Genomic DNA, 22554 nt, shown 5'->3' on the forward strand with positions numbered 1-22554 from the left:
GCCGCGTTCACCCGAGGGTCACCCGAGAGCGCAAAAGATCGCAACAGTAGTAAGGGGAAGAGGGTCAGCGTCGACAAGAAGTAGAACGGTGAACACTGGTCAGAGGTTCACGGGTGAGGACGTAACGGTATTCGTCGGTACTCAACAACGTTTCACATCACAATAGCCACTTGTTGGTCACAGGCTGTCTCAACAGCAACGACGACAAGCAGCTATCACACTCCCACGGGCGGACCTTGTGAAGTCATCCCGTCGGAACCCAAACGCAGGTAAGGCAGGTGCCTATTCGCAAGAATCGTGGGCTCCAGCCGGTGCGCTCAGTCCCCAACAGGTTACGCGTCCGGCCAGAAAAAAGCGATTCGACCTGGTGGCTCGGCTTGATGGTGAAGCATGGTGGCCCGGTCTAGTGGCTGGGCGCGGCCACTCAGGCGGCTAGGCCCGTTAAACCACCGTCATCGGGTAGATCAGCAGCAAGAGCGGGGCGATCACGCCCATAGAAATCGCCAAGCTCAGCAGTAAACGGAAGGTCCTATTCTGCTTCTCCTCCTGCACCTGGGCGACGACCAAGGTGCCGGCAACGTGCACAGGGTTAACCACCATCAACGCCGCCGGCGCGGCAATCGCGGCAATCACCCACGTCATATGCTCGTTCCCCGGGAACGAAGACATCGCAATCGGCAACGCAAGCCCCAACACGCTCAACGTCGAGGATTCAATATTGCACAACAGGGTGGTCAAGTAGACGATCGCGGCCAGGAGCAGGGCCGAGCTACCGATAGACAACATGCCATGCTGGATCGAATCCATCGTGCCAATGTGCTTCATGACGCCCAGGTACGTCAGCAAACCAGTCAACAGGATGATGGCATTCCACGGCACCGTCTTCAGCAGGGCCTTCTCCGGCGGGTTAAAGACCAACTGCAAAATGACGACCATCGCCATCGCGGTCAATCCAACATCCCAACCGAAGGCAATCACGCAGACCACAAACATGATCAAGGCGAGGCCCGAGCACATTGCATAAACAGGCCGTTCCACGGCGTCGTCGGCCGCGCCTTCGACGACCTGCTCAGGCTTCAAATTCGCACGGGCACGGCCCCACTTCGTCGCGGTGAAAATAACCTGGAGCACAGCCACGGCAACCACTGCTGTCACCATCGCGACGGCCCAGACGCCCCACTTGGAATAGGACACATTATGATCCGCAGCGATCGAACTAATCAGAGCGCCGACGGGGTTCAACGGCGACGGCCCCGCCATATTCGCCCCGATAATCACAGCGAGCTCGTTGATAAAGAACATGTGGCGCGTTCGCGACGACACATAGGCCACCATCGGCACCAATAGCGCAATCGGTGCGGTAGCAAACGCGCCCGCCGTCGATAGCGCAGCGCCCAAAATGAACACTGCCCAGGGCAACACGTAAACCCGGTCCCCTACGACGTCGAAAATTTTGACTATCAACCACGTCAAGGCGCCCGACTCTTTCATATGGGCAAAGAGCAGTGAAACACCGGCAATCAGGACGACAAGTTTGCCGTCGAAAAACTCGAAAACTTGCTTGGCATCAACCCCCGCGATCACGGCGAGAGGAAGTGTGGCAGCAAGGGCCAAGATACCGATATTCAGCTTCTTACTGATGGCCAGTAAGAACACAAGAACCAGGAGTATCAACGAAAGTAGCTGGTCAAAGGGCATGAGCGATACCTTCCATCCGTGCGCTCCAAGTCAGGGGTGAGCGGGTATCACAGACGTGCCACTGAAACCAGTAGCTGTAAGCGCGGACTTCGGGGCATCCTCCGTGAACTTCCCACGGTTCTCTTGTAACGGTACGCTCGAGTGAGTGCGATCCATTAAATCCGACTCCATTACATCAACAGATACCACCATGTCAACTGGCCAACAGGCCCCCATTCGAGGGCCCGAGTACCGACGCACGCCGCTGCGAGTGCTCGCCGCAGGTGGCTGTGCCATCGCTCTGTGTGGTGTCGTCACCGGGTGTTCCTCAAACTCGGACGACGACAACTCCACCAGCGTTGTCACGTCGACGTCGACCAGGACTGCTGCTCCGTCGGCACAAAAGAGCCCTGCCCCATCGGAGGACAATGGCGAGGGCCCCTCGATTCCGCCTAGCTCTGCTGCGGATCCATCTGGCGCTAACACCAGTGGTGCTGCGAACGACAATGCGCTGCTTAATGCCCTGGTCGGATCTGACAAAAAGAACACCGACGTCAAAGACGTCCGTGGAGCGGGCACAACCAAAGAGCTGGGCGAGCCGGCCTTGGCTAGCGGTATGCCGTTCTATCCTCCGGGCGTGCAATTTACACGCAATGGCAAGACGATGACTGTCTGTAGCCGTGGAAATGACGCGGCGATTAAAAAGGGCATCGAGCAGGTTGCAGCGCTGGATGGCACGAGTTGCGAGTTTGCTAGTGCCGCGGCGGGCGAAGCTTTTAACAAGGTGACCGGGTCCAAGAAGCTGAGCCAGATGACGCCATTGTCGATTACCGCAACATCCCCGGTAAGCAATGAAAAGATCACTCTTAAGTGCGAAAGCCAAGCGGATGTTACCGCTTGCGAAAGCAAGAGCGGCGCATCGGTCTTGATGTGGTAGCGGTGGTGCGGGTGCCGTGGTGCTGTATCCGTACCGCGCGTGCCGTAGCGCTCTAGCCAGTGCTTACGTTTCGTTCACCCACGGGTCACGCGCATTATTTCCCCATGGATCGTTGGCTGAGTTGATGAGCTCAGCCTCCCAGTTCTCTGCTTGGTCGACAGCGACACTGAGCACGTTGAAAACCGTGTCATAGTCCTTGAACACGCCCAGATCCATAACTTCCACAGCGACGTCATCGTCACGGAGATCATCGTCATTCTCAGACGCATCGGGGTCGATGTCGTCCGAGTCATCAATGTCGGCGGAGTCGTCTGCGTCCTCCGCGTCATCGGATTCGTCAGATTCGTCTGCGTCCTCTGTGTCATCAGAGTCATCGGCATCGTCGGGGTCGATATAGGTCACAAATGCCACACTGACCGACGGGGACGACGAATCCACCGTCGTCACCACTTCCAGGGACGACGACTCCCCCACATCCGCGGATAGCAGCGTCGGATCCTCGTCATCTTGTTCAAAGTCCAAATCCGCAATACGCGCATCTGAGCCGTCGAGAAGATCTCGGATAATCGTCACAGCTTGGTCCGTCGCAACGTGGAAATTGACCGTATCGACGGCATCCTCGACGGTGAATACCGCTGTGACCAGCATGGCGTCGTCATCGGATGCATCGTCGCCCAGCGCGGCATTAGCGACGGCCACGTACACATTGGCTGCCGGAATGTCGGAATTGATCTCTTCGCAACGGAGATCCACGTCCGGCGAGATGGGGACATACAGGGCCTCGCCCGATATACGGGATTCGATCCCTTCCCGGTCGAGAGCCGCCGCGATCAATTCTAGGAAATTCATGTCCCTCCACTACCTTTCCAACGCCGGCCGAACCGCGATAGGCGTTGCCCCGAGTGTACGCCGAGCCCGAGCCTTTCTACAGGCCATAAGGATAGGGTGAGCTAAAAGCTAGGTGGTTGCGCGTGGCGGGTGGTCGCGTGGCGGGCTCCGGCGGGTGGCGGATAATTCCGCACAAGGCGCGGCATCTATAGCTCAAGAAGGTTCCGCCGAGATTTTTTATCCCGACGCGGACAGTTCGTGCACATATCTGCCATCGGCGAGCGATACATCATGCAGCACGATGACCTCACGACGACGACACGCTCCTCACCCATCGCGTCGGTAATCCACTGGGAACGAAATGGCGGCACCCGGGCGCCCCATGTCGCCGCTTCGTCGCGGAACGCGTCCTCACACGTTGCCGCACACTCCTCCCCTTCGTCCGGAGCGAAATCGTCATTGCCTGCTTCCGTGGCTGCACTTCCTAAAGCGTCGACGGCGATGGCCCGGAGTGGGGCCGGCGAGACTGACGTCACCTCAGCGAGCGATTCGATGACGGGGCGGATCGTGTCGGCAAAAATCGCGCCGAATTGATCACGCGTTGTGGTTGTCCCGGGATGGAAGCTCCACCACATGCCTTCTCTGTGCTGGAGGATCCCGTCGTCGATGTTCGGGCTGGGGCATACCGATTCCTGCACCGTGAGCCACAGCGAAGGGGCGACGAGGGTGTTGCAGAAACTGTAGAGCCACAGGTGGGCCGCGTCTTTTTCGGACTCTAACTGGAATTGATGTTGGGCAGCGGCAACATTGCGGGTCATCACAGCAGGGGCCACGAAGTCGGAAAGGGTCCACGTCGCTCCGGCGGTATTGTGGCCGAAGCCCTGCTCCGGCGTCGGACCGGTGGGGTGACGATTTTCATTACTCGACAGGGCACCCTCATTCGGTCTACTATAAACACCGTTGGGTGATACGCCACCTACTTCAGGTGCGAATCGCGGCTGGCGGGATATGAGCCGAGCGAAAGCCCGGTCTAGTGAATCAGTGCCCATTCCACACTCCGCCTCCCACTGTGAGAACACTCCGAAACATGCTGGATAACGCTATCAACTGTTTCTGCGAGGCATCTTCCACAGTACCAATACTCATCAGCTCCCACAGCAGTATTCATTTTCCATCCAGATACCCGCCGCCGTGGACCGCAACGGAGTGGTACACAGGCATCTCGTAGGGCCTCTGACAGTGGAAAATCCAAAACTTATATATTTAGATGTAACGCTCACATATGAATTTCACTAAATATTAAGTGGGTGCACCACAGTATCCCCTCGGACGCTGCCGAGAACCCAACACGATGTAACACGCGTCGTTTGTTCACAGACCACATCGCGAGCCAGACCACAACCGACTCGCGCCCCGAGCAAACGACACTAAGGAGAAGAATTACATGACTACGACACCACGCCGTAAGACAATCGGCATCCGTTCCACCCGCCAGAGGGCAGCCGTCGAAGATACCCTCGCTGACCTTCCTCGGTTCGCTTCTGCCGGCGACATTCACCGTCGCATCGTCGACAAGGGTGAGAGCGTCGGGCTCACCACTGTGTATAGGACCCTTCAGGCACTTGCCGACGCCGGAGAAGTCGACGTTCTCAATAGCCTGGGTGGCGAGGCGCTGTACCGCAAGTGCAACTCCTCGACACACCATCACCACTTGGTATGCACCAACTGCGGAGCCGCCGTAGAAATCGACGGAGGCCCCGTCGAAGAGTGGTCACAACAGGCTGCCGACGAGCACGGCTACGTTCTCACCGGCCACACCGCCGAGGTGTTCGGCCTATGCCCGCGGTGCCACGGTAAAAAGTCGTAATACACGATGACTCGTTGTGCATGAGTGCACCCAGTGACAGCGGATATTAGCCGGCCGGAGATGAGTTATCTGGCCGGCTTTATCATTGTGTGCTGCGTTGGTGGGTAGGGCTGTTGCGGCAGTTGGGGGTTTACGACAAAATGCGTCCGCCTGCCGGAAAACTGTGGGGGTATGTAGGGGTCGGTTGTGAATACTGCGGGGGAATATGGGCGAAAAATGGCCGAAAATTGACCATATGCCCCCGCACTTTTATTTTGGGCCGCATATACCCGCGCACTTTTCGGACTCCAGGATTCTGTCCGCACCGCCTGCTGTCGTATTACCCGGCGCTTGTGTAGAGAAATCCCCGGAAGACCAACCAAGTGGCCGCTAATTTAGCCCGAGAAAATACGTCCCAAAACAAAGGTCACACTGGCTGCACCAGCACCAATCGCAAGCTGGAATAACGCACGCTTCACCACGGAGGTGCCAGAGAGCAAACCGACGGTTCCTCCCGTGCACAAGAGCGCAATCCCCACCAGCGTGCAGGCCACCACCACTGCGGCAAGCCCCGTCATACCCAACAAGAACGGCAACACCGGAATGATCGCGCCGGACGCAAAGAACAGGAAACTTGATATCGCCGCGCCCAGAGCAGTGCCCACGACATCATGCGACTCCGCATACACCGGGTTAGCCATACGGCGTGCGGTATCACGAGCTCCCGGCTGTTCCTGCGCGGACATCGCGCGGGTGACCTCGTCGAAGACCTCGACAGCTTTACGTTGAGCCTTTTCCGCGTCGTATCCCCTCGCCCGATAAACCAAAGCCAACTCATTAGCGTTCATGTCCAACTTCGGGACGATATGCTTCGCCTCCGGGTTAGGTTCTGACGCCGCAAGCAGTTTCCGCTGCGAGGAGACCGATACATACTCCCCGGCCCCCATCGACAAGGCGCCGGCTAGCAAACCAGACAGGCCGGTCACCAGGACCGTGTGATGCGAAATCCCGGAGCCGATCACGCCGAGCACCAACGCCAAGTTCGATACCAGACCGTCGTTGGCGCCGAATACCGCTGCACGGAAACTCCCCGACATGTTTTCCCGTCCGCGAGCTGCCAAACCCCGAACAACCTCGGCGTGGATCGCTTCGTCGGCAATCATTTGCTCGGTAGCGTCGGTGTCTTTCAAGTACGGGGAGCGGGTCTCTGCGGACTGCATAAGTGCCAAGACCCAGACGGAGCCCATGTTCTTCGCCATCCAGCCGAGGAAACGCGTGCCCCAGCTGGGAGAACGCGGCATCCCCACCCGGTCACCGAGGCGCTCCAGCCAGTACTCCTCGTGACGGTGCTCGGCCTCAGCGATCTCTAACAGGATGGTGCGCTCTTCCCCCGTTTTCTTCCGGGCAAGTTCGCGATACACAGCCGCCTCAGCGCGTTCATTCGCTAAGTAACGCTGCCACCGGTTGATTTGCCTGCGGGTAGGGGTAGGGACATCAGTGGTCTTCTTCGAATTCATCGATCACTCCTCGGTACACACCATCAACCCCACAACCATGCAGTCAGGCCCTGGCCGCTACGTCACTCCGTCGCCACTATTTGACCCCACCGAAACGACGGTCACGGTGAGCGTATTCATTTATAGCGGCCCAAATATGGTTCTTCGTAAAATCGGGAAAAAGAACATCTTGAAAAACATACTCCGCATAGGCGGACTGCCACAAGAGGAAATTCGATGTTCTTTTTTCTCCGGAGGGACGAAGAAATAAATCTACATCCGGCATTTCCGGATCATATAAGAATGATGAAATATTTTTTTCAGTGATATCCGAAGGAGAAATTTCACCACTCTGAACTTTTTCGGCCACTATTTTCATGGCATCCGCAATTTCCGCACGACCGCCATAATTAATACACATGTTGAGTGTCATCCTAGTGTTATTCACGGTCAGAGCCTCAGCTTTCTCCAGCTCGCGAATAACTACCCTCCACAACCTGGGACGACGGCCGATCCAGCGAATACGAACCCCCTTCGCATCCAGCTCATCACGATGATCATGCAACACCCGACGGCTAAACCCCATGATGAAGCGAACCTCTTCAGGGCTGCGTCGCCAATTCTCAGTCGAAAACGCGTAGGCCGACAGTGTGTTCACGCCGGCCTCAAGACAACCATCGACGGCGTCCATCAGCACGGCCTCACCGCGCTTGTGCCCCTCTGTGCGGGGAAGACCACGCTCCCGAGCCCAACGGCCATTCCCATCCATCACCAGAGCAATATGGCGAGGAATCAAGTCAGCGGGAAGATCAGGCGGAGCAGATGGAAGTTGAACAGATGACGAAGAATTCACACGGAATATTCTGCCAGACCGGTGTTGGTGTTCACGACCACCTGCCAACCTGGTCCGACGACCAACCGGGCGCGGACGCGTAAACACGCGGAGCCGGCTGCCTAGCCTTCCATGAGTTCCACGGTCCGCAGTTTCATGCCGAGATGCCACTGCACATGCTCTACAACGAGATCGTGGCACCCATCAGCGATGCGACGAAACTCCGGGGAATCACCCGACGACATCCATGCATCGCGGACTGCTCCATCGCGATCATGAGCAAGCCACCACGCCAACCGCAGGGATTCCTCGGGAACTGTCAAGGCTCCGGGCGGGCGACACGCACCACACACAGCCCCACCGATCGACGCTGAAAACGCATGGTGAGGACCTGGTTGGCCACACCCGGCACAGGAAAACAGTTGCGGTTCCCACCCTTCCGCGGCCAGGGCACGCAGAACAAACTTGTCGACGCGCAACGTCGGCAAGCCCACGCCAGGCACGCTGGACTGCTCCCCCTGTGCAGCTGAGTCCACCGGCCAGGAGTGCGCAATATCGCGGATGGCCGCTGCGGCATCATCACACAGCGTCGCCTCTTCACCCACCGTCAGTTTCTCGGCAACATCAAGCACCGCGCACGCAGCCGTGTACTTGGCGTAGGAATCAACAATCAACTGGTTGTAGGAGCGGACCGTTTCCGCCGACGTCAGCGTCGCCAGTGATCCCCGGCCAACATAAAGCTGCACATCGACGACGACGAAGGGCGCGAGGCGACCACCAAACCGACTTTTGTTCTTCCGCACGCCTTTCGCGACAGCCCTGACGACGCCATGCTCACGAGTAAGCAAAACCACGATGCGGTCGGCTTCGCTGAAATCGTAATGGCGAACTACTAAGGCGCGGTCGCGATAATTCTGACGCATAAAAGAATTAAAAGCCCAATCTTCCTAAGGACTTAGGATCGGACTGCCAATTATCGAGCACTTTGATCCTCAGATCAACAAACACGTTCTGCCCCATGAGTTCGATGAGCGACTTACGCGACTGAGAAATAATCCGACCCATCCGTCGATTATTTTTACCCAATAGAATTTTCTTTTGACCGAGGCGCTCCACATAAATAATCGCATGGATATCAAGAACGTTAGGGCAGTCGGGATTGGGTAAAACCTCGTCAACTTCCACGGCCACCGAGTGAGGCAACTCGTCACGCAGCCCTGATAGTGCGGCCTCACGGATTAATTCAGAGATGCGTGTGTCACGGTCTTCATCCGTCACGTGCTCATCGGGATAAAACTTTGGTCCCTCAGGAAGATAGCTCGTCAATACTTCAAGAAGGGTGGAAAGCTGAAAATTATTCTTCGCCGAGCATGGGACAACATCGGCACCGTCGAGAAGATCATGGAGTGCGAGCAGTTGGGCGCCGATTTCATCCTTCGATGCAATATCAGTTTTCGTAACAATACCGATCAAAGGCATCTTCGGGGCGACTTTCCGGACATTCTCCACGATCCACCGGTCCCCCGGCCCCAATTTCTCATTAGCGGGAACACACACCCCGATGACATCGACATCGGCGTACGTATCTTTAACCACTTCATTCAAGCGCTCGCCCAGCAGCGTTCTCGGGCGGTGCAGTCCGGGAGTATCGACGACAATGATCTGCGCATTATCCTCGTGGATCACACCGCGGATGGGATGACGAGTGGTCTCCGGCTGGTCTGCGGTAATTGCAATTTTCTCACCCACCAAGGCATTAGTTAATGTCGATTTCCCCGTATTCGGGCGTCCGACGAAGCTAACAAAACCTGACCGAAAACCGTCGGGTTGATCGCCCAGGGAACTGCCTTGTGGTGCGTCCATCGCGTTTATTCTCCTTCTAGCGTGTGGGGCAATTTGTTATTTATGGGGCAATGATATTTAGCGTGATGAAATGTGCCCGCCATGCTCATCACTCATCATGATTCAGACTTGTGATCACCCGTGCCGCTGTGGACGATCCCATTATTCGAAGAATCATCACCATTGACAGGTTCACTGAACGTGGCCGAACGGCTCACAACGACGCTGGTAATCCGGATGCGGCCTCGACGATCGTGTCCTCCCTCAGCGCGGAAAGTCAGCCCCGCCGTCGTGACCTGGGCACCCGGTAGCGGAACACGGCCTAACTCAAAGGCCAACAAACCTGCAACAGTCTCAACGTCCTCTAGCTGCTCCTCGGAGAATTCGATGTCAATTCCCCGCTTCTCGTTGTAAAGCTCGACCAATTCGTCTAGAGAGAAGCGTGCAACTAGTCGGAATGATCCATCGTCGAGTTCCTCGACGGGGGCAACTTCGTCCTCGTCATATTCGTCGCTGATCTCTCCCACGATTTCTTCCAAAATATCTTCAATGGAAATCAAACCAGCAATGGCGCCGAATTCGTCGACAAGAAGAGCGATATGGTCGTGGGATGTCTGCATGTCACCCAAAAGCTCATCTAAGGGCAGAGAATCGGGGACAAATTCCGCCGGCCGCATGACTTCTTTGACCGGCGTCGAGTTTTTACTGGGATCGTCATAGGACAAGGCCACAAGGTCCTTCAGATAGACAACGCCCTCAATATCGTCAACATTTTCACCGACGACAGGAATACGCGAGTGACCTGACCGGACGCACAAACGGGTTGCCTGGCGCGCGCTCTTTTCCGATTCAATCCACAACATGTCTGTTCGTGGAACCATCACTTGCCGAGCACGCGTATTAGCTAAGTCGAAAATAGCCTGGATCATTCGCCGTTCTTCGACCTGAACAACACCGCGTTCTGAGGCTATATCCACCATTTCGCGGAGCTCAACCTCGTTAGTAAAGGGCCCTTGTTCGAATTTCTTTCCGGGCGTAAAAACATTTCCCAACCAAATGAGCAACGATGCCAGCGGGCTAAATAACTTCACAATCGGCCGTAAGAAAAACGCCGCTCGCAAACCAACCGTGTAGGGGTTTTGGCGGCCGACAGTTCGTCCGACCACACCCAAGAACACATAAGAAAGGACCGTAAGCAGGACAATCGCAACGACAACAGCAGCCTCGTGAATTAACCGAATAGCGAGGACCGTAATAATGACCGATGCTCCCGCCTCGCACGCCGTTCGAACAAGAATAAGGGGGTTAATAAAACGAGCCCGATTATCCAATATCGCCAATAACGCGCGGGTGCTCCGTGTCTCATCCATATCTTCAACACGGGCACGTGAAATTGAGACCAATGCGGTCTCTACTGCTGTAAAAATCGCGGCAATAGCCAAAAGAACCACGACAATAACGCAGTCAATAAGGCCTTCAGTCAGAAAATTCACGGGTATGTAACGTCTTTCTATGACTTATCGCGATCAGTCGGCTCCGCGATCATCCCACCAACTGTGGACTTAATCATGTCCTGATCCAGTGCCTCCCGATCTGCTGCGGTGGGAAACGCGCCGGGGCCCGTCGGCTTCGGCCCATAGGAGACACCGCGTTCTTCCAGATCGGTGTACCAATCAGCCAGGATGTCGTTCTGGAGGGCGAACATCCGGCGCTCCTCCTCAGGGGCCACATGGTCATAGCCCAACAGATGCAAAATGCCGTGCACAGTCAGTAAAGACAACTCGTGGCCCAAACCGTGGCCGGCCCGATGAGCCTGACGCTCAGCGAAAGCGGGGCACAACACAATGTCACCTAACATCGCCGGACCAGGGGCATCCGCATCTGGTCTGCCAGAGCCGGGAGTGAGCTCATCCATAGGAAAACTCATGACGTCCGTCGGGCCTTCCAAATCCAGCCACCGGAAGTGGAGGTCCTCTATCGTCGGCTCATCAACAATAGAAATGGTCATATCTGCGGCCGGGTGAATATCCATCCGCATAAGAGCGAATTGCGCCACGTCGATAAGCGCTTCTTCGTTGACTCCGTCATACCCGGATTCATTAAAGACTTCGATACTCACTCTGAGTCCTTCCACACATACCGCTGATGCTGAAACCGTTCACCCTGCGTGTGGCCAGCATCCTGGTGGCTACCATGTCGCTTGCCTCGTCGCGACGTTCCCGAACGAGGACTATCACCGTCATCACCCTCAAAGGCTGCGTATGCGTCGACAATGGCGGACACCAGATGATGCCGAACAACATCCTCGGATTGCATACGGATAACGCTGATGTCTTTGACCCCATCCAGCACATTGACGGCACGCGCCAATCCTGACTCCTGGTGGGGCAAATCGACCTGGGTGAGGTCGCCCGTCACAACCATTGTTGTACCAAAACCAAGACGCGTCAGAAACATCTTCATCTGCGCGGGCGTGGTGTTTTGTGCTTCGTCCAGAATGACGAAAGCATCGTTGAGGGTCCGCCCACGCATATAGGCCAACGGGGCGACCTCGATAATTCCGGATTCCATCAGCTTAGGAATGGTTTCGGGTTCGACCATATCGCGAAGGGCATCATGCAGTGGACGCAAATACGGATCGATTTTTTCGTGCAAAGTCCCAGGTAAAAACCCTAAATTCTCGCCAGCCTCGACAGCCGGCCGCGTCAGAATAATCCGGTGAACCTCACGGTGCTGCAGCGCCTGCACAGCCTTAGCCATGGCCAAATAGGTTTTACCCGAGCCCGCCGGACCTATTCCGAAAACAATCGTGTTGCTATCGATCGCATCAACATAATCGCGCTGACCAGGGGTCTTGGGGTGAACACCCCTCCCGCGTCGCGTCACAATCGCAGCACTCTCCGACGGCAACGTCTCCGCCTCACCCCGAACCAATGTCACAGTTCTGGATACCGCATCAGCGGAAATGGGGTGCCCACGACGGGCCATCGACTGCAGCTCGAGGAAAATCCGACGGACCGCTTGACAATCCGCGGGCCTGCCGGACACGGTGACCCGGGCGCCGCGAACATGGACATCGGCATCCACTGACCGCTCCATGATGCGAAGGTTCTGATCCGCCGGACCAAGGGCCTGCGCTGCGTACTCGTCGTCAAGATCGAAGCTTAACGACGATATAGCCGACGACACGACGCTCTCGTGATCGTCACCAGCTAGCGCCCGCGGGGTGCCGGACCGTGGGGATTGACGTCGGGATGCCGAATTCGACGTACTCAGTGGAAACCTCCCTGGTTAGTGTGCTCACTCAGTGTAGCGTGCAGTGTGGTTCTCGTCGCCCCGACGCTCATATGCAGGTCTATCGCGCCTCGGACCAACGCCCGGACAGCACATTCACAGCGCCGAGAGCAACGCTCGCTGCCGTGGCGGTTCGCAATACTTCGGGGCCAAGAACAACGGACGTGGCACCCGCACGAACAAAAGCATCATGCTCATCAGGAGCGATGCCACCTTCAGGACCCACAATGAGCATGATCTGCGACGCATGACGTAACTTTTCGGCCAACGCAGTCACGGGAACCGATTCCGATTCCTCCAGCACGAGAGCGAGGCCGCCCGATTGCGTGACTTGTTCAATGGCATTGACGACGTCATCCGTCGTCGATAAAGCGGCGATCCGTGGAAAACGCGCGCGTCGAGACTGCTTCGACGACGCGACAGCAGTATCGGCCCACTTGGCGCCCGCTTTCTTCTCTTTGCCCTTCCACCGGGCAATCGAACGAGAGGCCGACCACGGAACAATTGCATCGGCACCCGCTTGGCACGCTAAATCAACCGCGAGTTCGGACCGATCAGACTTGGGAAGAGCTTGGACGACGGTAATGGGCGGAGTGGGCATCGGCGTGTGGCCGGCCTCCAGAACTGTGGCCCTCAGCTGGGTCTTTGACGGGGTGGACTCCACTGTGCACCGGAGCCAATCGCCCTCACCATTAACCAAGACCAGCGAATCCCCCGCCACCAGCCGCTTCACTGTAACGGCATGACGGCCTTCCGAACCAGTGAGAAGAACGACGTCACCGACGTCGTACTGCGTCAGTGGCTTCTGCCCGTGAACATCAGTGTCACCGCCGAGGTCGTCATCGCGTTGCCCGCCGAGTTGGCCGGTACCGTCGTCACGCGGACCGACAACGTCGGCTAACGATGGAAATGCTCCGCCGGGATATCCAGCGAAGCCATACACAAAGACGGGATCACTCATGTGAACACTTAACGCCCAACAAACCGGCTACGCAGCCGGGAGAAGAAACCGCCACCCGATTCCCTGTCATTCACGACGGCATCGTCCTTGCGGTGGTTCTTCACCTGCTTCAACAGCTTCTCTGTCTTGGAATCCAGCTTGGTCGGCACGGCGACACTAACGTGAGCCACCACATTGCCCTTGCGGTCGGAACGAATTCGCGGCATACCACGGCCCTCGACGGTGATCGTTTCATCCGGCTGCGTTCCCGGAGCAATGTCGAGGGGGAATTCCTCCCCTACCGGGTCCTTCACGGAAATCGAGGTGCCGAGCGCTGCGTCGACCATGGGGACCGACACGCTCAGGTGGAGGTCGTCGCCCTCGCGGACAAAAACGCTGTCCGGTGCCACGCGAACCTCAACATAGAGATCGCCGGCCGGTCCGCCGCCGGGGCCTACTTCACCCTGGCCCGAGAGGCGAACACGCATACCGTCGTCAATACCGGCCGGAATATCGACGGTGATGGGGCGACGCTTCTTCACACGGCCATCGCCATCACACTTCGGGCACGGATCTTTAATGATCTCACCGGTGCCGCCACATCGGCTGCACTCCCGAACGGTTTGCACATTCCCTAAGAAGCTGCGCTGTGTTTCGACGACTTCACCCCGACCCTGGCACGTCGGGCACGTCACTGGCGACTGTCCAGATTGAGAACCTTTGCCCTGGCAGGCGTCGCACAAGATGGCCGTATCGACGGTGACCTCTTTGCGAACACCGGTGTAGCACTCGGCGAGATCGAGCTTCATGCGGACGAGGGCGTCATTACCAGGGCGCACGCGCGGTTTCGGTCCACGCATTCCTGCGCCCGCACCACCGAAGAACTGCTCGAAAATATCTCCCAGGCCGCCACCGCCGAAGCCACCTGAGAATCCGCCTGCGCCACCATAATTCGGCTGTGCCTCGGGGTCACCGCCGGCATCGACGATGCTTCGCTTTTGCGGATCGGTCAGCACCTCTTGGGCGATTTTGAGTTCGTTGAATTTGTCAGCGGCCTCAGCGGAATCATTGACATCGGGGTGATACTTCCGCGCCTTGCGTCGGAAAGCTTTCTTAATGTCCGCGTCAGAAGCATTTCTATCGACGCCTAATATTCCGTAATAATCTCGAGCCACAGCTCACGTACTCCTTGTTTACCTACGTCAGTGTTCAGGGGTTAGCTTTATTCACAATTTAATAATGGTTAAAAGCGGGGAATCTCGCGATAATAATACGTTCTTCCACTCGTGCTCAGTTTTAGCACTCTTGCACTTTGAGTGCTAGTTTTCCGACGGCCTCTGCTACGAGGATCGCGGCCCACTCCGATCACTCCCCGCGGAGAACGTCGCCAACATACTTAGCGACGACGGCAACGTGCGACATCGTACCTGGATAATCCATAAATGTTGGCCCAACGACACCTAAGCCACCCAGCCGCTCAGCCGCACCGCCATACCCAGCAGACACGATGGACGCGCCGCGGAGCTCTTCAGTTTCGTTCTCCTCGCCGATGGACACGTGTACGGACTCCAAATCCCGAGCAGCAGCCAGCAGTTTCAACACCACCACTTGCTCCTCAAGAGCCTCCAACACGGGCCGCAACGCGTTGGATCCCTCCTGAGTACGGGTCAAATTCGACGCCCCGGCAAGAATCAGACGGTCAGACGGGCGCTCAACAAGGGTTTCGACGATCACAGTGGCGCACGCAACAATGACCGACCGCAGCTCACGCGGTGCATGAGCCACCAACGATTCCATCGCGTCCGGAGCTTCCGCCAGGGTTTTGCCGCTCAACGCACGGTTCACCGCGTCGCGAACGCGCGGGACATCCTCAGTCGGAATTTCCGACGTGACCTCCACATTCCGCTGTTCCACACGTCCCGTGTCCGTAATTAACACCAAGAGAAGGCGGTGAGGCGTCAGCTGCACGATTTCGCAGTGCTTGACATGGCTGACGGTCAGGGTCGGCACTTGAACCACAGCAACTTGCCTGGTCAACTGGGCGAGCAACTGAACGCTGCGTCGTAAAACATCCTCCAAATCAACACCATCTTGAAGGAACGACAAAATGGCGCGATGCTCCGCCCTGGACAAGGGCTTAATGTCATGGATCGTGTCGACGAAAGCCCGGTAGCCCTTCTCCGTGGGAATGCGCCCGGAACTAGCGTGCTGCTGCGTGATGTAGCCTTCCGCTTCCAACACGCCCATGTCATTGCGAATCGTCGCTGATGACACACCTAATTTATGCCGCTCGACCAACGACTTCGAGCCCACCGGTTCCCGCGACGTAATGTAATCGGTCACGATGGCCCGCAACACCTCAGCACGGCGTTCTTGAGTTCCAGCCATCAGTACCTCCTTATCGTGTCGTCGACCAACCGTGGCCTTCGTGACAGGCCGCTAGCTCTGAGAGCCCGCTAGCTATCTTCACTCACCAGAATATCGGTGATGATCCCATCCGCTAATAAACGCCCACGATTCGTGACCGCCACCCGATCGGGAGAAGGACGCCACAACAACCCGTCATCAATAAACCGCTGCACGCATGATGTTGTTGAATCAGGCAGCTGGGATTCCTCGATCCCCTCGGCCAACCGCAAGGCCAACATTACGCGCTCCTCATGGCGTTCAGAGGGGGTTAAATCCTCGACGCCCTTCAAGGCAAGCGCGTCCTCGCTCTGGCTGATCATCGCAGAGTAGCGGGCGGGATGTTTGACATTAACAAACCTCTGGTTGCCGATGTGGCCGTGCGCGCCCGGGCCGGCACCCCACCAGTCGCCGTCGCGCCAATAGACCAAGTTGTGGCGGCACTCACCGCCCGGACGCGACCAGTTGGAGACTTCGTACCAGGAAAAACCCCGCCCACTCAGAGCGTCGTCGATAATGCCGTACCGACGGGCCAAGGTGTCCTCATCGGTTTCGGTCAGCTCACCGTGGCGCACTTTGCGGAACATCGCCGTTCCCCGCTCGATGATCAGCGAATAGGCCGAAACGTGATCAACATCCGCGCTAAGAACCGCATCAACCGAGCGCTTGACATCATCGTCCACTTCCCCGGGCGTGCCATAAATGAGGTCAAGGTTGACGTGCTCGAACCCCGCCCGGCGCGCCTCCTGAGCAGCAGCAACCGGCCTACCGGGAGTGTGACGCCTGTCCAACACCCGAAGCACTTTCTCCGACGCGGACTGCATCCCTAAGCTCACCCGCGTGAAACCGGCCTCACGCAGTCCTGAGAAGAACTCTGGCGAGGTGGATTCCGGGTTGGCCTCCGTCGTTACCTCTGCTCCTGGGCTCAAACCCATCGACGAGCGCACGGCGTTGAGTGCTCGCGTTAACCCCTCTGCCCCCACCAGGGAGGGTGTTCCCCCACCGACGAACACCGTATCGGCTGGTGGCAGGTGGTAACACTTTGTAGCTCGGGAGAGTTCACGCTCGACGGCATCAAAGTACTGGAGGACGGGCGATGGTGCGCCGTCACGAACACCCAATTCCCTCGGTGTGTAGGTATTGAAATCGCAATAGCCGCAGCGTGTCACACAAAAAGGGACGTGGATATAAACCCCGAAAGAATCCTTCTTCTTAGGAGGCAAAGTGGCCACCTTGGCGGCGCGACGCCACACTCGCCACGATGCGGTCCACCCGCGCACGCTCCTCCAAAAACGGCGGCGGGCAGGTCCCCCGCATCATCCGAGTAAAGGGCGGATACGGCCAGGCCACGGTGTTCTTCCACGCGTCAATGGCACTGACCACATGGTCGTAGGCTCGCGCGAAAACGATCGATAAATTGGTTGACGACGCATCCTCCACGGCCAGGTTCGTCTGGTACTCCACCCAACTGGCCACATCGGCGCACAGTCCCGACGCGGTCTCTGTACGACTCGTCAACGCGGTGCTCACCGCGTCCGCATCCACCACCGTCGGGATGGGAAAGCAGTGAGTCAGCGATTCCGCTGTGACTTTGAGCGGCTCATTCGGCAGACCTGTCATCGGGCGGCCAGAGCGTTCACGTGCCCCCGGACCCGCCGAGAGCACCCCACTTTTTAGTCCCGACGTCAGAGCGCGGCGAATTCCGTCGAGTTCAGGTACGACGCTGCGAATATCCTCGCGGGCCTCGCGGATAATGACGTCACATTCTTCCAGGCAATCATCGGCAAGATCTGCATCCCAATCAGCCAGGGCTTCACCGATGTTGTCGATATAGGTGGCGACCTCGTCGCCGATATCGGAGACCTCCTGAGTGAGCTCGCGAAGCCTTTCCGTGGCGCTACACCGAGCGGGAGACTCTTCAAGCACAGGCGAACTCCTCACAGAATCGACCGAACCAGACGATGGGAGCAGGAGAAATCATAACGGAAATAACTGTTTCCGGACGACTGATCACTCTGCACAACCGGTATCAAATAGGGACGGGGATAACCATAAGGCAGCAGGAAGCCCATTGCATTGCGGCGCGCCGAAAGATGGTTACTTCTGATACAGGTTCGCCACATCCCGAGCGAAATGTTGCATCACCACATGCCGCTTGACCTTCAAGGTCGCGGTCAGTTCGCCCTCTTCTTCGGTGAAATCACGGTCGAGGATATGGAACTTCTTGACTGCCTCCGCATGCGACACCGTGCTATTAGCATCGTTAATGGCATCCTGGATTTCCGCCCGCAAAACCGGATTAGCATGCAACTCACGATTGCTCACATTGTCATTAATACCGTGGTCGCTCTTCCACTTTTCCACGGCGACTTCATCGAGTGTGACAAGGCATCCGATGAACGGCTGGCCATCTCCCACAAGCATCACTTGACTGATCAGGGGGTGCGTGCGCATGCGATCTTCCAAAGGACCAGGAGACACATTCTTGCCGCCCGCTGTCACCAGCAATTCCTTCTTTCGGCCTGTGATTTTGATGTGACCAGAGTCGAGAATCTCCCCCAAATCGCCGGTGTGGAAGTAGCCATCCTCATCGAAGCATTCCTCAGTCGCTTCCTCGTTATTCCAGTAGCCATCGAAAACAACGGGCCCCTTCAAGCACAATTCTCCCCCCTCGGAGATATGTGCTGAACAGCCACCAGACGGGCGCCCCACCGTTCCGATAATGTTGTCGTCGTAGTTGACGCAAAATGCAGCGGTTGATTCCGTCAAACCGTAGCCTTCATAGACTGTGGTTCCGATGCCACGGAAGAAATGGAGTAGCTCAGGGTTCATGGCCGAACCGCCGGATATGCCAAATTGGACCGCTCCACCCATAGCAGCGCGAACCTTACGGTACATGAGGCGGTCATAGAGGGCTCTCCGCCACTTGAGGACCCGTGATGGACGACCTTCATCTAAAGCCTTCGAATACTGGATAGCTGTTGCTTCGGCGCGGGCAAACAACAGCATCCCTAACGGACCTTTACTCTTCGCCTGAGCTTGCACACCATTACGGACTTTTTCAAAAACCCGCGGCACACCAAGGATCATATTTGGCTGCACACGCTGGAATTCGATACTGATAGTGGAAAAATCGGACCAGTGAGATTGCTGTGCTCCGCCGATAGCCATCGCCAAAGAAATGGCGCGGGCAAACACGTGGGCTAAAGGAAGAAAAGTGATGTACCACATACCGGGACGAGCAATGGTCCGGCCGATATTGTGGGTCAACAGAGAACGCGCTTCAGCTAACCAGTTAGCGTGGGTGAGCCGACATCCTTTCGGCCGACCTGTGGTGCCAGAGGTATACACCAGGCTCGCTAAGTCAGAGGATTTCGTCGAATGGATGCGCTCCCACACAGCGTCATCGGACACATCGCGACCTTCAAAAGCGAGCGTATCCAAGGCTGAGGAATTAAATTCCAGAATGCGTCGAAGTTTAGTCGGGGAACCTTTCAAGCGCGGTTTTCCGTCACTGTCCAATTCCAGGAACCGCATAAGTTCGGTGTGCTCACGAGTTTCCGTAATCGCGAATACGGTTCCTGAATCCTCGATAATCCACTGAATCTGGCTTGCCGACGACGAACCATAAATCGGAACGGTCACCGCTCCTGCTGCCCAAATGGCGAAGTCCATGACCGTCCACTCGTATCGCGTTTCCGACAGCAATGCGACACGATCGCCGTGCTCGACACCATTGGCAATAAGCCCCTTGGCCACAGCCATGACCTCGGCAATGAACTCTTCAGATGTCACGCTGACCCATTCGAAGTTCTTGGGGCGAGTGAATAATGCCAGCTTGGGGCGTCGTTTATTGTTATCCAGAACTGCGGTCAAACAGGTTTCATTCTCGCCCACTGAGTAGAGAGCCTTGGTCGAGCTTTCTTGCATTGTTCATTAACCTCCGAGTACCTGGCTGTGTGACCTACGCTACTTTTGTGATTGGTGAATAATCTACGCTATTCCTCCCACTCAATGTGGGGGATCAAATAATTAATGCTATCCCTCACCACATCCGGGCCACCACCACCCCCACAAGCAGTACTCATTTTCCCGACGGCTGCAGAATGACCCCCGCTACGTCCCCACGCGAGCCTGTTCAGACATCATCTTTCTGCAAGAATAGCCCCGTGACCTACTCAGAAAAACTCCGCTCCCTCAGCGCACACTGTGGCGTTGCAACGTCCTACACCGACTATCGCGGCTCCCACGTGGACGTCGCCGACGAAACACTCGAGAACACCCTGCACGCCCTTGGCCTGAGTTTTTCCCACGACGACGCCGGCATCGATGCAGCTAGCGAATACTTTTACACCAAAGAAGCCACCCGATCCCTTCCCCCCACTGTTATCGGAGTCGAAGGCGAGGACGTCACCTTCCCCGTTCACGTTATCGACGGCGAACCTGTGGACGTCTGGGTAGTCACCGAAGACGGTGAACGATACGACTGCCAGCAAATTGAGGATCTCACCCCCGCGAGGCACGTCGATTATCCCGTTAACCATGCTGGCGAACCACTTACGGGCAATAAACTCGACGCGGGCGCGGACGGGGCAAGCGCGGCCGCTCATGCTTCTGGCGCGGCGAGCTACGGGCAAGCGTCATTTACCGTCCCGAAAGACCTGCCACTGGGATGGCACACCATTTATGCCTCCTCCCCTACACGCGGCCAGGCAGAAACGACCCTCATTATTACGCCCTCCCGTCTCTCTGCCGCCGACGACCTCGGCGCTCATCCCCAAGCGGGTTTGATGGCGCAGCTCTATTCGGTCCGCGATTCCGGGGCCTGGGGAATCGGGGATTTCTACACCTTGGGTACACTCGCCCGCCATGCCGCAGAACAGGGGAGCTCGTTTATCCTGGCCAACCCACTTCACGCAGCGGAACCCGCGCCGCCGGTGGAGGATTCACCGTATCTTCCCACCACGCGTCGCTATATCAACCCGATCTATATTCGTCCCGGCGCGATCCCCGAGGCCGCCCACCTTCCCGACGATGCCGCCGAGGCACTGCAGGAACGGGGACGTCGTCATTACCCAGAGAACACCTCGTCGGCCTATATCAACCGGAACCCTATTTATACCGACAAGTTGCTGAGCTTGAAAGACATTTACGACGTCGAACGGTCGGCGACGCGGCAACACGCGTTCGATACCTTTGTTGAGCATGAGGGCCAGGGCCTCACACGCTTTGCACAATGGTGTGCTGACCAGTCAGAACCGTGGTGGCGTGAGAAGCTCGGTCATGACAGTGAGGACGATTCGTTCCCGCCGCGCAACTATTGGGTCGGCTTTTACCAGTGGCTCCAGTGGATCGTCGATGAGCAGCTGGAAGCAGCCGACGTGACCGCTCGTGATAGCGGAATGAGCCTCGGGCTGATGGCTGATCTTGCGGTGGGAGTCCACCCGGGTGGATCAGATGCGGAAGCACTGGCCCCCTACCTAGCGCCGGATTGTTCGGTGGGAGCACCGCCCGATGGGTATAACCAAATGGGTCAGGACTGGTCCCAACCCCCGTGGCACCCGTGGAAGCTAGCGGAAGCAGGGTATCGCCCATGGCGTGACCTGCTGCGCACTGTCCTCCGTCACGCCGGAGGCATCCGAGTTGACCACATCCTGGGGCTCTTCCGCCTGTGGTGGATACACCGCCCTGCACCTGGCGAAGCAGCTGATCCCCGCGCCGGGACGTACGTGAACTACGACCACGCGGCGATGGTGGGCGTTCTTGCGCTGGAGGCGGAACGCGCAGGTGCCGTCGTTGTCGGTGAGGATCTCGGCACATTCGAGCCGTGGGTTCAAGACTATTTGCAATCGCGCGGCATCATGGGGACGTCGATTCTCTGGTTTGAAAATGACAACGATGCGCCGCGGCACTCCGAGAATTATCGACGCTTGTGCTTGGCGTCGGTGACGACCCACGATTTGCCCCCGACCGCCGGATACTTGGATGGCGAGCACGTGACGCTGCGTCAGAAGCTGGGAATTTTGACGTCGGATCCGAAAGAAGAGGATGCCAACGATCTGGAGTGGCAGAACCGCGTTCTCGACACGGTGCGCGAGCATGGTGATTTCGACGGAACTCCCGCCGACGTGTCCTACGAGGGGTTGGCGCGCGATGAACGGCCGAATTCGGCGGCCATTATTGCTGAGCTGCACAAATTCCTAGCGGAGTCGCCCGCTGCGCTGACCTGCACGAGTTTGGTCGACATTGTTCACGATCGGCGAGTACAGAACCAGCCGGGAACCACGGCGGATATCTATCCCAACTGGAGGGTTCCGTTGTGCGACGATGATGGGAATGCAGTGGTGCTGGAGGACCTGTTTAGGTCCGATGAGTGGGCGCAATCCTATTTCCACTCGCGGCGGTGACGCGCACTAGAAATGCGCCACGAGGTAGGCGACCACGATAACCGCGATG

The 22554-nt window shown here is 57.3% G+C and carries 19 protein-coding genes; 3 read left to right on the forward strand and 16 right to left on the reverse strand.

The annotated features are described in order from the left end of the window. Positions 1–441: 441 nt before the first annotated feature. Positions 442–1698: an SLC13 family permease gene (locus KCQ76_RS02330; protein WP_046202547.1), complete on the reverse strand. Its 1257-nt coding sequence runs from the start codon at positions 1696–1698 to the stop codon at positions 442–444. A gap of 190 nt (positions 1699–1888) precedes the next feature. Between KCQ76_RS02330 and KCQ76_RS02335 the strand changes: the two genes are divergently transcribed. Next, a complete protein-coding gene (locus KCQ76_RS02335; protein WP_146003200.1) occupies positions 1889–2614 on the forward strand; it encodes a hypothetical protein in 726 nt (241 codons plus the stop codon). A gap of 63 nt (positions 2615–2677) precedes the next feature. Here the strand turns inward: KCQ76_RS02335 and KCQ76_RS02340 are convergent, their stop codons facing one another. Both KCQ76_RS02340 and KCQ76_RS02345 read right to left on the reverse strand, forming a co-directional pair. Then, a complete protein-coding gene (locus KCQ76_RS02340; RefSeq protein WP_052722202.1) occupies positions 2678–3463 on the reverse strand; it encodes a hypothetical protein in 786 nt (261 codons plus the stop codon). 185 nt (positions 3464–3648) lie between these two features. Further along, on the reverse strand, positions 3649–4491 hold the full coding sequence (locus tag KCQ76_RS02345; RefSeq protein WP_046202549.1) for a (2Fe-2S)-binding protein: 843 nt from the start codon (positions 4489–4491) through the stop codon (positions 3649–3651). 395 nt (positions 4492–4886) lie between these two features. On the opposite strand from KCQ76_RS02345, the gene KCQ76_RS02350 reads away from it, so the two are divergent. After that, positions 4887–5309, forward strand: coding sequence for a Fur family transcriptional regulator (locus KCQ76_RS02350; RefSeq protein ID WP_012731946.1), 423 nt, complete (start codon positions 4887–4889; stop codon positions 5307–5309). A gap of 374 nt (positions 5310–5683) precedes the next feature. Here the strand turns inward: KCQ76_RS02350 and KCQ76_RS02355 are convergent, their stop codons facing one another. The 13 genes from KCQ76_RS02355 to KCQ76_RS02415 all read right to left on the reverse strand — a co-directional run bounded on the left by KCQ76_RS02355 (position 5684) and on the right by KCQ76_RS02415 (position 20028). Then, entirely contained in the window at positions 5684–6805 is a 1122-nt protein-coding gene (locus KCQ76_RS02355) for a VIT1/CCC1 transporter family protein (RefSeq protein ID WP_046202550.1), read from the reverse strand. Between the two features lie 76 nt (positions 6806–6881). Beyond that, positions 6882–7637 carry an isoprenyl transferase gene (locus KCQ76_RS02360; protein WP_052722201.1) on the reverse strand — a complete coding sequence of 252 codons (756 nt, stop codon included), beginning with the start codon at positions 7635–7637 and terminating at the stop codon, positions 6882–6884. A 101-nt stretch (positions 7638–7738) separates the two neighbouring features. After that, complete coding sequence (recO, locus tag KCQ76_RS02365; protein ID WP_046202551.1) at positions 7739–8539, reverse strand: DNA repair protein RecO; 801 nt, start codon at positions 8537–8539, stop codon at positions 7739–7741. 7 nt (positions 8540–8546) lie between these two features. Further along, positions 8547–9479 (reverse strand): GTPase Era, encoded by a 933-nt coding sequence (gene era, locus KCQ76_RS02370; protein ID WP_046202552.1) that lies wholly within the window; start codon positions 9477–9479, stop codon positions 8547–8549. A 95-nt stretch (positions 9480–9574) separates the two neighbouring features. Continuing rightward, positions 9575–10951, reverse strand: a complete 1377-nt coding sequence (locus KCQ76_RS02375; RefSeq protein ID WP_082089778.1) for a hemolysin family protein — start codon at positions 10949–10951, stop codon at positions 9575–9577. Between the two features lie 17 nt (positions 10952–10968). After that, positions 10969–11577 carry an rRNA maturation RNase YbeY gene (ybeY, locus tag KCQ76_RS02380; protein ID WP_046202553.1) on the reverse strand — a complete coding sequence of 203 codons (609 nt, stop codon included), beginning with the start codon at positions 11575–11577 and terminating at the stop codon, positions 10969–10971. Then, positions 11574–12647 (reverse strand): PhoH family protein, encoded by a 1074-nt coding sequence (locus tag KCQ76_RS02385; RefSeq protein ID WP_221914780.1) that lies wholly within the window; start codon positions 12645–12647, stop codon positions 11574–11576. The genes ybeY and KCQ76_RS02385 overlap by 4 nt, the downstream gene beginning before the upstream one ends. A 166-nt stretch (positions 12648–12813) precedes the next feature. Beyond that, a complete protein-coding gene (locus KCQ76_RS02390) occupies positions 12814–13713 on the reverse strand; it encodes a 16S rRNA (uracil(1498)-N(3))-methyltransferase (protein ID WP_082089777.1) in 900 nt (299 codons plus the stop codon). Between the two features lie 8 nt (positions 13714–13721). Then, a complete protein-coding gene (gene dnaJ / locus KCQ76_RS02395) occupies positions 13722–14867 on the reverse strand; it encodes a molecular chaperone DnaJ (RefSeq protein WP_012731955.1) in 1146 nt (381 codons plus the stop codon). Positions 14868–15057: 190 nt separating this feature from the next. Continuing rightward, positions 15058–16083, reverse strand: a complete 1026-nt coding sequence (hrcA, locus tag KCQ76_RS02400; protein WP_046202555.1) for a heat-inducible transcriptional repressor HrcA — start codon at positions 16081–16083, stop codon at positions 15058–15060. 65 nt (positions 16084–16148) lie between these two features. Next, complete coding sequence (gene hemW / locus KCQ76_RS02405) at positions 16149–17321, reverse strand: radical SAM family heme chaperone HemW (RefSeq protein WP_082089800.1); 1173 nt, start codon at positions 17319–17321, stop codon at positions 16149–16151. Continuing rightward, positions 17311–18024: a hypothetical protein gene (locus KCQ76_RS02410; RefSeq protein WP_046202557.1), complete on the reverse strand. Its 714-nt coding sequence runs from the start codon at positions 18022–18024 to the stop codon at positions 17311–17313. Before KCQ76_RS02410 ends, hemW begins: the two co-directional genes overlap by 11 nt. Before the next feature lie 171 nt (positions 18025–18195). Further along, entirely contained in the window at positions 18196–20028 is a 1833-nt protein-coding gene (locus tag KCQ76_RS02415) for an AMP-dependent synthetase/ligase (RefSeq protein ID WP_221914781.1), read from the reverse strand. Between the two features lie 239 nt (positions 20029–20267). On the opposite strand from KCQ76_RS02415, the gene malQ reads away from it, so the two are divergent. Continuing rightward, positions 20268–22505, forward strand: coding sequence for a 4-alpha-glucanotransferase (malQ, locus tag KCQ76_RS02420; protein WP_046202559.1), 2238 nt, complete (start codon positions 20268–20270; stop codon positions 22503–22505). The last annotated feature ends 49 nt before the right edge of the window (positions 22506–22554 follow it).

Origin of the sequence: Corynebacterium parakroppenstedtii (assembly GCF_019754935.1) — a bacterium.
Lineage (GTDB): Bacteria > Actinomycetota > Actinomycetes > Mycobacteriales > Mycobacteriaceae > Corynebacterium > Corynebacterium parakroppenstedtii.